The sequence below is a fragment of the Mesorhizobium sp. M0239 genome, assembly GCF_040321815.1.
Lineage (GTDB): Bacteria > Pseudomonadota > Alphaproteobacteria > Rhizobiales > Rhizobiaceae > Mesorhizobium.
This window is the reverse complement of sequence record NZ_JAMYSG010000006.1, coordinates 43142-58061: the sequence shown is the minus strand read 5'-3', so window position 1 is coordinate 58061 and position 14920 is coordinate 43142. Positions and strand designations below refer to the sequence as shown.

At 62.5% G+C, this 14920-nt stretch carries 17 protein-coding genes; 7 read left to right on the top strand and 10 right to left on the bottom strand.

Translation table 11 applies throughout. The features are described from left to right. Positions 1-32: 32 nt before the first annotated feature. On the bottom strand, positions 33-1007 hold the full coding sequence (locus tag NKI99_RS07520) for an MBL fold metallo-hydrolase (RefSeq protein WP_352610448.1): 975 nt from the start codon (positions 1005-1007) through the stop codon (positions 33-35). Next, on the bottom strand, positions 911-1315 hold the full coding sequence (locus tag NKI99_RS07515; RefSeq protein ID WP_023809761.1) for a winged helix-turn-helix transcriptional regulator: 405 nt from the start codon (positions 1313-1315) through the stop codon (positions 911-913). The genes NKI99_RS07520 and NKI99_RS07515 overlap by 97 nt, the downstream gene beginning before the upstream one ends. Before the next feature lie 97 nt (positions 1316-1412). Between NKI99_RS07515 and NKI99_RS07510 the strand changes: the two genes are divergently transcribed. Next, positions 1413-2393 (top strand): quinone oxidoreductase family protein, encoded by a 981-nt coding sequence (locus NKI99_RS07510; protein ID WP_352610446.1) that lies wholly within the window; start codon positions 1413-1415, stop codon positions 2391-2393. Between the two features lie 109 nt (positions 2394-2502). Continuing rightward, positions 2503-3429, top strand: a complete 927-nt coding sequence (locus tag NKI99_RS07505; protein WP_023809759.1) for a DMT family transporter — start codon at positions 2503-2505, stop codon at positions 3427-3429. Positions 3430-3439: 10 nt separating this feature from the next. Here NKI99_RS07505 and NKI99_RS07500 read toward each other — a convergent pair whose 3' ends face one another. Further along, positions 3440-4348, bottom strand: coding sequence for an alpha/beta fold hydrolase (locus NKI99_RS07500; protein WP_352610444.1), 909 nt, complete (start codon positions 4346-4348; stop codon positions 3440-3442). A 109-nt stretch (positions 4349-4457) separates the two neighbouring features. Between NKI99_RS07500 and NKI99_RS07495 the strand changes: the two genes are divergently transcribed. Then, entirely contained in the window at positions 4458-5156 is a 699-nt protein-coding gene (locus tag NKI99_RS07495; RefSeq protein ID WP_032908926.1) for a CGNR zinc finger domain-containing protein, read from the top strand. A 55-nt stretch (positions 5157-5211) separates the two neighbouring features. Here the strand turns inward: NKI99_RS07495 and NKI99_RS07490 are convergent, their stop codons facing one another. Continuing rightward, positions 5212-6717 carry a winged helix-turn-helix domain-containing tetratricopeptide repeat protein gene (locus NKI99_RS07490; RefSeq protein WP_128303796.1) on the bottom strand — a complete coding sequence of 502 codons (1506 nt, stop codon included), beginning with the start codon at positions 6715-6717 and terminating at the stop codon, positions 5212-5214. Between the two features lie 231 nt (positions 6718-6948). Here NKI99_RS07490 and NKI99_RS07485 point away from each other — a divergent pair, with 231 nt between their 5' ends. Next, a complete protein-coding gene (locus NKI99_RS07485) occupies positions 6949-7203 on the top strand; it encodes a DUF1127 domain-containing protein (RefSeq protein WP_023809755.1) in 255 nt (84 codons plus the stop codon). Between the two features lie 381 nt (positions 7204-7584). On the opposite strand, the gene NKI99_RS07480 is transcribed toward NKI99_RS07485, so the two are convergent. Further along, entirely contained in the window at positions 7585-7938 is a 354-nt protein-coding gene (locus NKI99_RS07480) for a winged helix-turn-helix transcriptional regulator (RefSeq protein ID WP_128303797.1), read from the bottom strand. 129 nt (positions 7939-8067) lie between these two features. Here NKI99_RS07480 and NKI99_RS07475 point away from each other — a divergent pair, with 129 nt between their 5' ends. Both NKI99_RS07475 and NKI99_RS07470 read left to right on the top strand, forming a co-directional pair. Further along, positions 8068-8952 (top strand): NAD(P)-dependent oxidoreductase, encoded by an 885-nt coding sequence (locus tag NKI99_RS07475; RefSeq protein WP_352610442.1) that lies wholly within the window; start codon positions 8068-8070, stop codon positions 8950-8952. 1 nt (position 8953) lies between these two features. Continuing rightward, a complete protein-coding gene (locus NKI99_RS07470) occupies positions 8954-9346 on the top strand; it encodes a hypothetical protein (protein WP_352610440.1) in 393 nt (130 codons plus the stop codon). 27 nt (positions 9347-9373) lie between these two features. Here NKI99_RS07470 and NKI99_RS07465 read toward each other — a convergent pair whose 3' ends face one another. The 3 genes from NKI99_RS07465 to NKI99_RS07455 form a co-directional block, all read right to left on the bottom strand. Further along, positions 9374-10684 (bottom strand): hemolysin family protein, encoded by a 1311-nt coding sequence (locus NKI99_RS07465; protein WP_352555047.1) that lies wholly within the window; start codon positions 10682-10684, stop codon positions 9374-9376. Positions 10685-10789: 105 nt separating this feature from the next. Beyond that, the gene (locus NKI99_RS07460; RefSeq protein WP_352610438.1) at positions 10790-11221 is read right to left on the bottom strand and encodes a hypothetical protein; all 432 of its coding nucleotides are present in this window, start codon (positions 11219-11221) and stop codon (positions 10790-10792) included. A gap of 12 nt (positions 11222-11233) precedes the next feature. Beyond that, a complete protein-coding gene (locus NKI99_RS07455; protein ID WP_352610436.1) occupies positions 11234-11935 on the bottom strand; it encodes an LssY C-terminal domain-containing protein in 702 nt (233 codons plus the stop codon). Positions 11936-12045: 110 nt separating this feature from the next. On the opposite strand from NKI99_RS07455, the gene NKI99_RS07450 reads away from it, so the two are divergent. Continuing rightward, positions 12046-12759, top strand: coding sequence for a gamma-glutamylcyclotransferase (locus NKI99_RS07450; protein ID WP_352610435.1), 714 nt, complete (start codon positions 12046-12048; stop codon positions 12757-12759). A 12-nt stretch (positions 12760-12771) separates the two neighbouring features. Here the strand turns inward: NKI99_RS07450 and NKI99_RS07445 are convergent, their stop codons facing one another. Together NKI99_RS07445 and NKI99_RS07440 are read right to left on the bottom strand one after the other, a co-directional pair. After that, positions 12772-13575, bottom strand: coding sequence for an extensin-like domain-containing protein (locus tag NKI99_RS07445; RefSeq protein ID WP_352610433.1), 804 nt, complete (start codon positions 13573-13575; stop codon positions 12772-12774). Between the two features lie 116 nt (positions 13576-13691). Next, a complete protein-coding gene (locus NKI99_RS07440) occupies positions 13692-14771 on the bottom strand; it encodes an extensin-like domain-containing protein (RefSeq protein WP_352610539.1) in 1080 nt (359 codons plus the stop codon). Between the last annotated feature and the right edge of the window lie 149 nt (positions 14772-14920).

Genomic DNA, 14920 nt, shown 5'->3' with positions numbered 1-14920 from the left:
CGGGGGCGGCGTCTTGCGCCGCCCTTTTTCAATTATAGCGGCTCGAATTGAAAGCTGGCGCCGGATCGGACGACGCGGCCGACACCGGGCGAATCCAGATGCGCGCCGGCGACGAAACAATGATCGTCGGCTGCAAGCGCCAGCAACCGCAACCGGCTTTCGCGCGCCTGGTCCTGATCGGCGTCGAATTCCCATGTCAGCTCAGGTCGATCGAACTGAAGCGATGGGACGTGAACGGTGTCGCCCCAAATCAAAATGCGTTCGCCGCCGGCAGAAACGCGAAAGCAGCTGTGTCCCGCTTCATGGCCATGAGCGCCGACAATGTCGACATGTGTCCCGATACGGTCTCCGGCTTCGAAGGGTTCCGCCGTGCCGTGAAATCGTTCGAGCCGCGCTTCGGCGCGAAAAAAGCCGAGTTCTTCCCCGGGAACGAGCAAGCGCGCCAGACGCGGGAAAGCGTCGCGGCCGTCGGCAAGCACAAGACCATGGATGTGGTCGAGATGCGTGTGGGTGAAGCAGACGGTATGGACTCGTCCTGCATCGATGCCAGCTTCGTCCAGCGCCTCGGGAAGTCGGCCCATGGTGGGATGCCAGGCGTTCGAGGCGCCGGTATCGATCAAGATGATCCCGTTTCCATCGTCAATCGCGAAGGCATTGACGGAAAGCCTGAGTTGACCACCAACCAACGCGACTTGTTTCGGTAATTCATCGCCAAATGGCTTGTCGCCGCGTTGCCGAAGCCGTCCGATCGGCATGTCGACATAGCCATCGCGCAAGGAGGTGATGCGCAAGTCACCAAGATCGTAGGTCTGATAAAGGTCGCCCGAAGCTATGCGGCGCATTTTTTCGATCCGTTCTGTGGACATCGACAACCTGCGACGGGCAGCCCGCGTCGCCCCGTCAATTCGATTTATGCCATTTGTGCATGCGTCGCCTGCCTCGGCCGTATGATGCAGTCTGCGAGGCGGTTCGTCTCGTTCAACTCGTCGGCGTGGTGCTGGCCCCATTGGCAGAGCGCCAGCAGGATCGGCTCGAGGCTGAGGCCGAGGCGCGTCGCCGAATATTCGACGCGCGATGGCACTTCGGCGAAGATTTCACGGCTGACCAGGCCGTGCTCTTCCATTTCGCGCAGCTGCTGGATCAGCACTTTCTGGGTGATGCCCGGCATCAGCGTCTTGAGCGCCGACAGGCGCCGGGGACCATCGAAGAGATGGTAGAGGATAACCGCCTTCCAGCGACCCGCGATCACTTTCAGCGCCCGTTCCGCCGGCAGCATCGGCAGTCTTTTGATCGGCATTCTCTTGGGATCTGGCATGGTCACCTCCTGGTCAGCAGGGGACAAATGAGTGTGTAGTCGAGGCTCCGCAGATAGTGGCAAACCGCTGCCGATGCCAGTGCTATCGGAGTTTGCCATGAAAGCCATTCAACTCAGCCGCTTCGGTGGTCCCGAGGTGCTGGAGGTGGTCGATCTGCCGGCGCCGGTGCCGCAGTCCGGCGAGGTGCTGATCCGTGTCCACGCCGCCGGGATCAACTTCTTCGAAGTGCTGATGCGCGCGAACCGCTACGCGGTGACGCCGCAACTGCCGATGATCCCGGGCGTCGAGGCGGCGGGTGTCGTCGAGGCCGTCGGGCAAGGCGTGGATGCACAATTGCTGGGTCGCCGCGTGGCCGCGCCTTTGTTCATGTCGCAGCGTCCCCACAGCGGCTATGCGGAGCAGGTGACGATGTCAGCCGATCTCGTCGTGCCGCTGCCGGATGCGCTGCCGTTCGAGGCTGCCACGGCGCTGATGGTGCAGGGGCTGACGGCCCTTCATCTGCTTCGGCAAAGCCCGCCCGATGACAAGGCGGTGCTGGTGCCGGCCGCATCGGGCGGTGTGGGAACGCTGCTTGTCCAACTGGCCAGGCTGAAGGGCGCACGCCAGGTGATCGCAGCCGCCGGCGGCAAGGCAAAGCTGGATTTCGTCTTGTCGCTCGGCGCCGATGCCGCAGTCGACTATACCAAGCCGGACTGGCCCGCTCGCGTCCGCGACCTCACCGGCGGGGAGGGCGCCAACGTCATCTACGACACAGTCGGCGGTGCGCTGACCGCTGCCTTGCTTGAGGCCTTGGCGCCTGGCGGCGAACTGGTGTTTGCTGCGCTCGAGCGCTTTGGCCTCGCTGCCTCCGATCTGGAGCAGTTGATCGGCCGCAACCAGTCACTCAGGGGTTTCGCGCTGCTGCCGCTGCTGTCTGCCGATGTGCTGAAAGCCAGCCTGTCCGAACTGTTCCAAATGGCGGCAGGCGGCCAACTGCAGGTCACGATCGGCGGCAGATTCCGGCTCGACCAGGCCGGGGAAGCGCACCGGTTGCTGGATGAGCGCCGGTCGACCGGGAAGGTGGTACTGATACCCTGATATGGCGATAGCCGCGAACACGACGCCAATCGGGGTTGGACTGCTACATCGACGGGACTGCCATCTGGTCGCGCCCTGTGGCCTGATATATCCGGCTGCAATCCGTCACATGAGTGAAGCCGTGAAGACATCCAGCCTGACCGGCGCCGTTTCCCCGATGATCCCGGTGCTCGTTTGCGCGCTTGCGATCTTCCTGCTGTCCGGGATGGATGCGGCGATGAAGATCCTGGTCATCGCGGTCGGCGTCTACAACACCTTGCTATGGCGCAGCATGGTCGCGACCGTGGTCGCGGGCGCGGCCTGGTTGGCGGGACCGCGCCTAACGCCAACCGTTCCGGTGCTGAGGCTGCATGCGCTGCGTGCCGCGATTGTCGGCATCGTCCTGATATCCTTCTTCTGGGGCTTGGCCAGGCTGCCGCTCGCGGAGGCGATCGGGCTCAGTTTCGTGGCGCCCTTGTTTGCCCTGTTTCTCGCCGCGCTGCTGCTGGGCGAACGGATCCGGCGCCAGGCTGTCTGGGCATCTTTGGCCGGCATTGCCGGTGTCGCCATCATCATGGCCGGCCAGTTCGGGAAGGCAGACTATTCGCAAGATGCCATGCTCGGCACGGCAGCGGTGCTCGTGTCGACGGTGTTCTACGGCTACAATCTGATCCTCGCCCGGCAACAGGCGCAGTTGGCCAAGCCCATCGAGATCATGCTGTTCCAGAACCTTTGCGTTGCCATCCTCCTCGGCCTCGCAGCACCCTGGCTTGCCGTCGCCCTACCGAGCAATCTTTGGCTTCCTTTGGCCGGGGTGACGGTGCTGTCGCTTGCCGGGCAGTTCCTGATGAGCTGGTCCTACGCCCGCGCCGAAGCGCAATATCTGATCCCGACTGAATACTCGGCCTTCATCTGGGCGGTCGCGCTCGGCTGGTTCTTCTTCGGTGAGGAGGCGACCTGGACCACCTTGACCGGAGCGTGCCTGATCGTGGCCGGCTGCCTGATCGCCGCGCGGGCCAATCCCAGGCTTGCCGAGCCCATCGAAGTGGCGGTTTGAGCGCCGACGTTTAGCGCCCGGCAGGTTCGCGAAATACCCCAGTCTCCACCTCGTGGATGAAGTGAGCGATGAGAGCCGCGCATTGGCGATGATGCGTTTCGAGAAGCATGTGTCCGCTCTCAAAGACATGGATTTCGACTGCGTCGAGGTCGCGGCTGTAGGCCATGATCTCGTCCAGCGCGAAGAAGGCGTCGTGCCGTCCCCACAGCACGAGGCATGCTGGCTGTTGGTCGCGGAGATAGGCCTGGATGGCCGGGAAGCGGGCGATGTGCGAGCCATAATCGGTGAAGAGTTCGAACTGAATGTCGGTGTTGCCGGGCCTCGCCAGACGCTCCGTATCGAGATACCAACCCTCGGGCGGAAACAACACCTTCAGACGCTCGGGGAGACCGCCGATATATTGGTTCCGGGTCCCCTCGAAATTCATCCAGTCCGGCAGTTTGGCGCGGTTTTCTTCAGTCGGTTCGGCGAAGAACGCCTTCGGCGCGTCCCATTCCGGTCCCAGCCCCTCGTCATGAGCATTGCTGTCCTGCGCGATCAGGCCGAGGATGCGATCCGGCCGCCGTGTGGCGAGATGATAGCCGACGGGCGTGCCGAAGTCAGTGATGTAGAGGAAGAATCGCTGGAGGCCGAGGGCCTCGATGAAGGCTTCGATCGTGTTGGCCAGGTTCTCGAACGTGTAGTCATAGGCATCGATGGAAGGGGCGGACGAAAAGCCGAAACCGGGCAGATCCGGCGCCACCACATAGGCTGTCTCCGCCAGCGGTTCGATGACATTTCGATAGACGTGCGACGAAGTCGGATACCCGTGCAGCAGCAGGATTGCCGGCCTGCCCGGGTCGCCGGCATGACGATAGAAGATGTCGAGGCCGTCGACATTGATGGTCTGGTGGCGGGTCTTGTAACGATTGCTGCACATCCTCTCTCTCCAGGCTCTCGCGCCGATCTGGGGTGGCTTTTACACCGTATATCGGTGTGATAGTGATTCATCTTGTAACCGTATAATGCAAGTAATGAGGTTATGTTCCGTGAGCCATGCACACACCGAATGGGTGCCGGATCACTTCATAGGCGGGCATCCCGCTTTGGACCTGTCGAACGCCGTGTTCGACCGGCGGGTGCCAGCAGCTGATAATGAACTGTTTAAGTCCGTCCGGGATGTTGCGAACTGGTTCAACGCCTCAGGGCTTGCCGACGATCGCCAGGCGCAGGCCGTCGCCGAGATAGCGGATGGGCGGTTCGTGGAACGGGTCCGCGAAGTGCGGGAGGCGTCATTTCAGGTTTTCGAGTCAATCGCCGCCGGCAAACCGTCCGCGGTCGAACCGCTAGATCATTTCACCGTTTCACGGAAACGGCGAGCTGCTCTAACTCTTTGTTTTGACGCAATCCCGGACGGAAAACCGCTTCACACTTTTCCTGGAATTGCTCTAGGCGTGTTATTCTCGCGCACGGCAAGCTCGCTTGCCGCCGGCTCTATCGAGCTGGATCGCACCAGACCGAAGCTTGCCCTTGCCCGGTGGCGGGACCCGGATGCCGTCACCGCCTTGCTGGCCATGCTGTCCATCGAAGCGTTCTTCACCCTGCCGCGCGACAGGCTGCATTCCTGCCCTCGCTGTGGCTGGCTTTTCCTCGATACGTCGCGAGGCGGCAAGCGGCGCTGGTGCAGCATGCGCACCTGCGGTAACCGCGAGAAGGTCTCGCGCCACCGAGATCATGCCCATGCCTAGATCCGGGTTAGCGCACCACTTCGCCTTTGCCACGGGCAGGCCGGATGCCGGCGCGTCACTCCGGAAGACCGGCCTTGCGAAAACCATCGACGAAATGCTCGAGCGTAGCGGCGTCGCGGAATGGCTCGGTCGTCGCCCAGTGATGGGTTGTGAAATGCGGGTTGCCGACGAGAAACAGCTCGGCCTCCGCGCGCGCCTCATCCAGCCGGCCGAGTTGCGCCAGGCTTGCCGCCAGGAAACGGCGTGAGCTTGTGCGATAGGTCTCGTCACGGCGCAACGTCTCGATAGCGGCTTGATAGTCGCGCGCCGCATATTGCGCCTGGCCGAGCGTCAGATAGTACCAGCTCGCCGGAAACGGGTTCAGCCGGAACGCCTTGCGAATGTGCTCAAGGCCCTCTTCGACCCGGCCGGCCAGAACCGCGATGTCGGACAATGCAGCCCAGGTGTCGGCCTCGTTCGGGTCGAGCTCGATCGCCTTGGCGAATTCGGCATCCGCCTCGGCGAAGCTGCGCTCATAGGCAAGCAGGTAGGCCAGGATCCAGCGACAGCCAGCATCGTTGGGATCGATCGCCACAGCCTTGCGCGCCAGCTCCAAGGCAACGCTGCGGGCAGCTTCGGTTGGTCCGCCCCAATGCACCTGTCCCATCCAGTGGTTCATGGCAAGCCAGCGATAGGGCTCGGCGTATCCGGGATCGAGCGACACCGCGCGCGTCAGCATCAGATGCGCTTCCTGCGCCATCTGCGGCGAGTCGTCGATCAGCTTGCGCGCCCGCACGCAGAGATCGTAAGCCTCGAGATTGCTGGGCCGGTTGCGCGGCGGCAGCGTGCGCAGACGGCCAAGCAATGCCTCCACGATCTTGGCCGTCACCTCGTCCTGAACGGCAAAGATGTCGTCCAGGCCGCGATCGAAGCGTTCCGCCCACAGATGATCGCCGCTCACCGCGTCAACCAGCTGTGCGTTGATGCGCACGCGCCCCGCGGCGCGTCTTGCGCTGCCTTCCAGCAGGTAGCGCACGCCAAGGTCCCCGGCGATCTCGCGCACGTCCATCGCTTTTCCCTTGTAGGCAAAGGTCGAGTTGCGGGCGATGACGAACAGGCCGGAGATCCTGGACAGGTCGGTGATCAGGTCTTCGGTCAACCCGTCCACGAAGGAATCCTGCTCGGGATCGTTGCTGAAATTGACGAAGGGCAGCACGGCTATCGATGGTTTGTCGGGCAGCGGCAAGGGTTTTCGCTTGGCCTCGCCGAGCTGTTCGACGGCCCCCGTGAAACGGTAGCCGACGCGCGGAACGGTGGATATCCATTCGCCGTTCTCGCCGACAGGACCAAGCAGCTTGCGCAACTGCGCGATCTGGACGGTGAGGTTGCCTTCCTCCACGGCCGTGCCCGGCCATGCAGCGTCCATCAACTCGGCCTTTCCCAAGATTTCACCGGGCCGCCCGACGAGTGCTGCAAGCAGGCTCAGCCCGCGATAGCCAACGGCAACGGGGACGTCGTTCCGAAGCAGCGTTCCCGCACCCGGATCAAGCACGAACGGACCAAAGGCAAAACGCGATCCCATAGGCGCATCTATAGAGCAATTCCAGGAAAAGTGTGAAGCGGTTTTCTGTTCGGAATTGCGTCAAAACAAAGGGTTAGAGTAGGTTACCGGTTCCGTGAACCGGTGAACTGCTCTAGCTCGTTTGGAAGTTTTGAGAACTATTTGGGAGGGCTTAATTACGGCGCCGTCCGTATCGCGCAGAATTCAACCTCATCGAGAGCCCTTAGGCCCTCAAACCATATGGAGGTTGCCATGACCAATACACTTGCATCAGCCCAGCGTTGTGCAGCGCGACCGGGAACGCCCGTGCGGCCGGCATCGCGCCGGCTCCTGAAGACCCTGCGAAGCATCATAGCGAGCTGGCACGATCGGACCTGGCGCGAACGGATACGCTTTCGCTGGCAACTCAGGCAGATGTCGAAGGACAATCCGCATCTGATCGACGATATCGGCCTGACGATAGAGCAGGTCGAGGGAGAGATCGCCAAGTCCTTCTGGGAACGATAGAGCGAATGCCGCAATTGCTCGGGCGTCAGCGCACCGCCTCGCGATGGGCGCCTGCCAGGCGGGATGCGGCGGCCGTCGAGATCGCCACCTCGAAGCGCCAGCCCTGCGCGTCGACGCATTCACCAGTCGCCGGCATAATGCATGTGCGCCAGCACATAGCCGGCGACGGAGCCCGGTGATGGGAGAATGCCGGCCGTTGTGGCGGTGCGAAACGGTAGTACTCGTCATGGACCAGCACCATCGGAACGCCTTGAATCTCGACAGGACATCGAGCGCGTCGCACCCCTGAAGCGTGTCCCGTACGAACGGGTTCAGGCGTTTTAGGTCCTCGTTTTTATGCATGTCGTTCTCCCAAACCGAGGTCGCTTTGGGCGACATGCATCAGAGGGCATCCATATGTACGCCATTGGCAATCTGAGGGCAGCCGGGCAGGCCGAATTGCTCGGCCCACAGACATAGTGAACCTGCTGCTGCGTTGAGCGCCGCGCCGCGTTCTGTCAGCGAATAGACTACCTTCGCTGGAACCACGGAAAAGACTTTACGGTCGACAAGGCCGTCGGCCTCCAGTTCTCGCAATTGTTGCGCCAGCATCTTTTCACTGATGCCAGAAAGCGCCTGTTTCAATCGACCAAATCTGCGCGACGCCGTTCCGAGCTCGCAAAGGATATCTACTTTCCACTTTCCTTCGACCATCCTGACGGCCGCTGCAAAGCCATTGTCCGCGGAATTGTTCATCGCGCGTTCCTTACCTTCTGGTGACCACTTACGCCTGGGTGCGTATCGCGCGCCGCTCGTTTTGACATACCTCTCAAGACGATCACAGCAAAACGCGGTCTGACGCCGCCAATTGATATGGAGTGTGGAATGAAGCTTTCAATCACGGTCATTGGAACGGGCCGTATGGGCTCGGCGCTCGCCGGCAGCCTGCTTCAGTCGGGATATCCGACGACTGTCTGGAACAGAACCAGACAGAAGACCGATCCACTCGCCAGGCTGGGCGCAATCGTCGCGTCCTCCGTGGAGGAAGCCGTGAACGCAGGCGAGATCATCATTGTGAATGTCAGCGACTATGAGGCGACAAAAGCGCTTCTCCACAGTGACGCCATCGCCCCAGCCATTCGCGGCAAGCTGATCGTGGAGTTGACTTCGGGGACGCCGAGTGGCGCACGGGAAGCCGCTGAATGGTGTACGAAGCACGGCGCAAACTACCTTGATGGCGCGATCATGGCGACGCCGGATTATATCGGCACGGACGCTGGGACCATCCTGCTTGCCGGGCCAAGGGAGGCTTTCGACACGAACCGCGATGTGTTTCGCGCTTTGGGTGGCAATGTTCAGCATGTTGGCGAAGAACCAGGGCGTGCGAACGCGCTCGATAGCGCACTACTGGCTATCATGTGGGGCGCTCTGTTCGGGACGCTCCATGCGATCGCCGTGTCGCAGGCCGAAGAGATCGAACTCGGTGAACTGGCGCGGCAGTGGTCCGCGACGGCGCCGGTCATTGACGGCCTGGTGACCGACCTCATCAAGCGGACGAGCGCTGGCCGATTTGCCAGCGATAACGAAACGCTCTCGTCGATCTCGGCGCACCACGGCGCAATGCAGCATCTATTGGAGTTGATGCAGTTCCGCGAAATCGACCGTTCAATAGTCGATGGTTATGATGCGATATTCAAACGGGCCATAGCGGCGGGCCACTTGCACGATGATTTCGCCGCGCTCTCGCATTTTCTGGCGATAGGGAAGTAGCATGCCTTTGACGCATCTCATTGATAAGTATTGTTCCTCGTGGTCCACCGAAAACGTCGAGAAGCGGCGAGTGTCGCTGCTATCGATCTTGAGCGAAGGCGCGACGTATACAGATCCAACTGTTCACGCTGTTGGTGCCGAAGAACTGCTAGCCCACATTGCAGGAATTCAGAGCAAGCATCCTGGTGCCTGCATTCTGCGGACCAGCAACGTGGATGTTCATCACGGCGTCGCGCGCTTCGCGTGGAAGTTTGTGATGCCTGACGGTTCGTCTTTACCCGAGGGCCTGGACATCGCCTTTCTAGATGAGGAGCAGAAACGGATAACGCGCATCATTGGCTTCTTCGGTTTGTTGAAACCAGTTCGACCTCTGGCAGAGGGCGGCGTCAGCTAACCGGCCAAAAGCTGACATTCGAACATGTCAGCGCACCGCCTCGCGGTGGGCGCCGGGCAGGCGGGTGGCGATCAGCTTGTCGATGCGGCGGCCGTCGAGATCGACCACCTCGAAGCGCCAGCCCTGCGCGTCGACGCATTCGCCAGTCGCCGGCAGATGGTGCATGTGCGACAGCACATAACCGGCGACGGTTTCGTAATCGCGGTTTTCCGGCAAGTCGATGCCGAGAATGTCGGCCATCTCGTCGGCCTGCATGTAGCCGGCGAGCAGCCACGAGCCGTCCTCGCGCTTGACGGCGTTTTCCTCATCACCGGCGTCGGTGTCCGCGCGGAACACGCCGGTGATGGCTTCGAGGATGTCGGCCGGGGTGACGATGCCTTCGAAATGGCCGTATTCGTCATGCACCAGCGCCATCGGCACGTCGGATTCCTTCAGCTTCTGCAGCACATCCAGTGCGTCGGCCTGGTCGTACACGATAGGGGCTGCGCGCACATGCCTGCGCGGGTCGAGCACGCGGCCGGCAAGCAGTGCGGCCAGCACGTCACGCGTCTGGACGACGCCGACCATGACGTCAACGCCGCCGTCGCCTGCCGGCAGGCGCGAATGCTGGGTTTCCATGAGCAGCTTGCGGATGGCCGCCTCGTCGGATTGCAGATTGATCCAGTCGACCTCGGTGCGCGGCGTCATCACCGCGCGCACGGCGCGGTCGCCAAGCCGCATGACGCCGGCGATCATGCGCCGCTCGTCCGATTCGATCGTGCCGTGATGCTCGGCCTCGGCGACCAGCATCTTGATCTCCTCATCGGTGACTTTCTCCTCGCTTTCGCCGCGCTGGCCGAGCAGCCACAATATGGTGCGGCCGGAGAAGTCGAGCAGGAAGACCAGCGGCGCCGAGATGGTGGCGAGGATGGTCATTGCCGGAGCGACCCTGGCGGCGACCCGCTCTGGGTCGCGCAAGGCAATCTGCTTGGGCACCAGCTCGCCGACGATCAGCGAGAAATAGGTGATGATGGCGACGACGATGCCGACGCCGAGCGGATCGGCGACGGTCTCGCGGATGCCGGTCGAGGCCAGGAACTGCGCCAGCCGTTCGCCGAGCGTGGCGCCGGAAAAGGCGCCGGAGAGGACGCCGACCAGGGTGATGCCGATCTGCACCGAGGAGAGGAACTTGCCGGGATTCGAGCCAAGCTCGAGCGCGCGGCCGGCGCCATTGATGCCGCGGTCGATCATCGCTTTCAGGCGGGCCGGTCGCGACGAGACGATGGCAAGTTCGGACATCGACAGAAGGCCGTTCACACAGATGAGGACGACCACGATAGCGATTTCTACGTATAACATGAGCGGTCAATAGCATTGCGGCGCGGTCTTCGAAAATAGTCTGACGTGTTTTTTGAGAAATGACCGGCATTTCGGTCACGCGGCATCCGCAGCGGTGAGGAACCGTCAGGGATTTGGCATTGCTCTGAAGGGTCCGAAAAAGCCGACGACCTGCGACAGTTTTCCCTCCTTGGAAACGCGGCACATATCCATGCTGTCGGTGCCTCGAAATCCGTTTTCGCCTCTCTGCACCCAGCCAAAACGCAGGAAGTCATGATGAACATCGACCAAGGTCGTCCGTTCGAGCCAGAAGCCCGGACGGGCTTTCAGCACCTGATCAATGTGTCGGAGCAGCGCCTCGGCTCCGGAGATATGCACCGTCGGATCAATGTATGTGCCTTGCGGTTCGAATGAGGCGAACAACAGCCGGCGACGCTCCTCAGCTTCCGGGTCGAACCAGGCCCTGCAGTAGCTAGTCACCACACTTTCCGCGTCGAACATCAAAACCTGCTTTTGAAACCGCCCTTTTTTGAACCGCTTGGCTGTTTCAGCCTGCAAGGCCCGCGCGACCTACTGTTTGAGGACACCGACAATCGCCTCGCCGTCCGTGAAATAGGGATCGCCGCCGCCATTGCGTCCCGTACTGGTGGCGCCGACGCCCGATATGTCGCTGGTCGAGATCAGCGTGCCGGCGGTGGCTAGGTCGCGCATCAGGAAATCGCGCTCGGCGTCGATGTCGGGGCCGATATGGTGGGTGACAGCGCCGGTGTCGTGGCTGAGGCCGACGCCGCGATCGAAGCTGGCCGAGCCCAGCCACAGCGGCCGGCCATCGTCGCCGCTTGCATCGGTCTGCCAGAAGCGGACATGATGCCGGCGGTCGGCGCTGAGGCCCTCCGGCTTTTCGAAGGCGAGATCCTGGGCGCGGCCATCGAACAGCAGCCTGCTGACCGGCGCATCGGGGTAGGGGTGGTCGAACAGCACGCTTTCACCGATTTCGATCGCGGTCTTCAGGGTCACGGCGTCGGCGGTGTCCCAGCCGGCGACGGCGAAGGCATGGACCACCTCCTTCTGCGTGCCGACAAGGCCGACATTGATCGGGTCGCCCGGAATGCCTTGCGGCGTGTGCGTCAGCATCTCGAAGCGCTGCGTGCGAAAACCGCGATCGCGGAACGTCCAGAATTCCGGTGCGGCGAAATAGGCGAGCACCAGATAGGCAGCCAGCAAGGTCGCCACCCAGATTGCAACGCGTCGCCGAAAACTTCGCTGGCTCATGAACGCCGCCCGATCCGTGCGATATCTGTTGCCTGACGGACCCTGGAAATCAATGGCCAGCGGCGCGCTGCCGGTCTATCGTGGGCCATCGTTTCTTCGCGGGGGCAGCAATGGAGCGGAAGCTGGCAGGCCGCAAGCCCATGGCGTTGACCGCCGAGCTTGTCGCGCAAGTTGAGCGTGTCGAGCCTGATCCCGGGCCAGAGCCCGGAACCAGCAAGCACACCGATGCGGAGTTCGATGGCCTGGTGGAGCAACTGCTTTCGCAGTATCGGCCCGACACGCTTTGGGTCTTCGCCTATGGGTCGTTGATCTGGAATCCCGAATTCGCCCATGTCGAGCAGCGTCCCGCAACGGCGACGGGATGGCACCGCTCGTTCTGCCTGAAGCTGACGCGCTGGCGCGGAACACGCGAATTGCCGGCCTTGATGCTGGCCCTCGACCGTGGTGGCAGTTGCAACGGGATCGTCTACCGATTGCCCGCGGAAGACCATTTCGGGCAACTCGGCCAGCTCATGCGCCGCGAGATCGACGCCAACCCGCCCACCAACGTGCCATGCTGGATCAAGATCAAGACCAGGGACGGGCCGCTTCGTGCCTTGGCCTTCGTCGCCGCGCCGAACGGCAGCGCCTATGCCGGCCGGTTGCCATTGGAGCAGGTTGCCGACACGCTGGCGCGGGCTGCCGGTCATTGGGGCTCTTCGGCGCAGTATTTGTTCAGGACCGTGAGCAAGCTTGAAGAGAGCGGCATCCGCGACCGCAATCTCTGGCGCATCCAGGACTTGGTCGCACGGCAAATCGCCGCTTCAACCGGTGGCGCCGATTAGGCTGATCTCTTCCTAACGGCAGGCGCGATAACCGTTCTTGCGGTTCTTGATGTCGAAATGGAAATGGTTGCGGTGGTCGTAATTGTAGCCGGGGCCGAGCACGGTGGTGAAATACTGGCAGCCGTCGGCGCGCACATTGTTGAGGAAGCCGCGGGTGCGGAAAGCGAACAGGCCGGGCTTGCGCACGTCGATGTCGTCGCCATTGTTGAGCTCGATGCTCATGACGTCGAGCGCATTGCCCTTGCCGTGCTCTGACAGCACACCTTCGCCGGCAATCCTGCGGCAGGAATAGCTGGAGCCTTGGTGGATGGTCTTGACGCCTGAGAAATAACGCCAGCGGGCGGAGGGGACGAGCTCGTTCTTGGTCCAGCCGGCGAAGGTAGCGGCCATGTCGCAGGTCAGGGTCGCTGCGGGCTTCATCTGGATGTTGCCGATGGCCGAAACCTTGACCGGATAATCGATGCCGCACTGGCCTTCATGGATCGGCGCCAGGTCGGTGTAGGCGACACCGAGGCGCTTCAATTGCTGCCGGCAGTCGGTTTCGCTGGCCGGCATCTGCTCGACGGGCGACATCGGCTCGTCCATGCGCGGATAAGCGGCCTGCGTCATATATGGATTGGAAGGGACAAGCTTCTGCATGCCGGCATATTGCGGCACCGCAGCCGTCTGCGCGCCGACGTCGACGGCCGGCTGCAGCGACAGCACACTGCCGGTGTTGCAGGCGGAGAGCGCCGCCAGCGCCAGGCTGGCGGTCAGCATTGCTGCATATTTTGACAGGCGCGCGGTGGAAAACACGGCCCGAAATTTGCCGGCCATTGGCGGAATCCCGTTGATGGATATCCGGCATTTTAACGATCAAGGGTAAAGGAAAACTCAGCGCCCGCGTTCATGCCTGCGGCCGAATTGCGGCACGCGGCCTGGATCAGCCATGGTCACTGGCAGAACGTGCCGCCATGCCGGCGCGGTTCGAGATCGAGATGGAAATGCAGGGAGTGATCGGCATCGGCGCCCGGACCGAGCACTGTCTTGAAGGGACCACAGGCCGCCTTGCGCACGGCGTTGAGGAATTTGGCGTCCTTCTCGGGCGGCGCCGGGCCGACCTCGATCTTCTTGCCGTCCGACAGCGTGAAGCTGGCGATGTCGAGCGCGTTGCCGAACGCATGCTCCGACAGTTTTCGGGTGCCGTTGCGTGGCCGGCAGACAAAGGCCGATGCCTGGCCGATTGATTTCAGGTCGGCGCCGAATTCGGCCTTCGCCGCCGGCTGGATCACATCGGTGGCAAAACGCGCTGCCGCCTCGGCCATCTTGCAATTGAGTTCGGTTCCGGCGGCAATCGCGATCGACTTTCCAAGCGTCTTCAGCACCAGGGGATAGGGGATCGAGCAGCCGATTTCGGGGTTGCTTTCCGCTTTGTGCTCCTCGAATTCGACGCCGAGCGTCTTCAGCCGCTCGCGGCAGGCGACCTCTTCGGTGGGCATCTTCCCCTCGGGCTGGTCGGCCGAGCGCGGGTCGGGCAGCATTTTTTTGTCGCTTGTATCGGCCGGCTTTTGCGGCGGCTGAGGTGCGACGACCGGCGGCCCAGCCTCGGGCTCCGCGATGTCGGGTTTTGGCGTCGGCGTCGGTGCAATGGCCGGCGGCTCCGGCTCGCTTTCCCCGGCTGACGGCTCCTGAGCGGACGGCTCGGGACGTGTCTGCTTTTCCTGGTGGGATTTTTCTTGCTTGAACCGGTCGGGCGCTCCGGCGCTCTTCGGAGCTTCCGGCTTTTGCTCCTCGGTCTTTGCAGCGTCAGCCTTTGGAGCGTCCGCCGGGCGTGGCTCGGGCACTGGAATGCCGGGCTTGGGTGCTGGAATACCGGCCTCGGGCATCGGAACATCGGCGGGCGAGGGCAGCGGAGCCTGCGTTTTCTGCTGTGTCCGGTTCGGTGTGACCTGCCGGTGGCGCCGTGGTTTCAGGCTTTTTCCGCGCCGGTGTTTCAGGGGTTGGTCGGCCCGCTGTGTCAGCGGCTGCTCCATTCGCGGCGTCAGCGGCTGGTGATGGCGGTGGCGATGTTTGGCGTCAGCCGGTGTCACCAGCAGAGCCGTGACGGCCATGACCAATGCGATCCTGAATGTTCGGGAAAAGACAAGCGACCCCATCGCCGTCAACGGCGCCGACGCGAGGA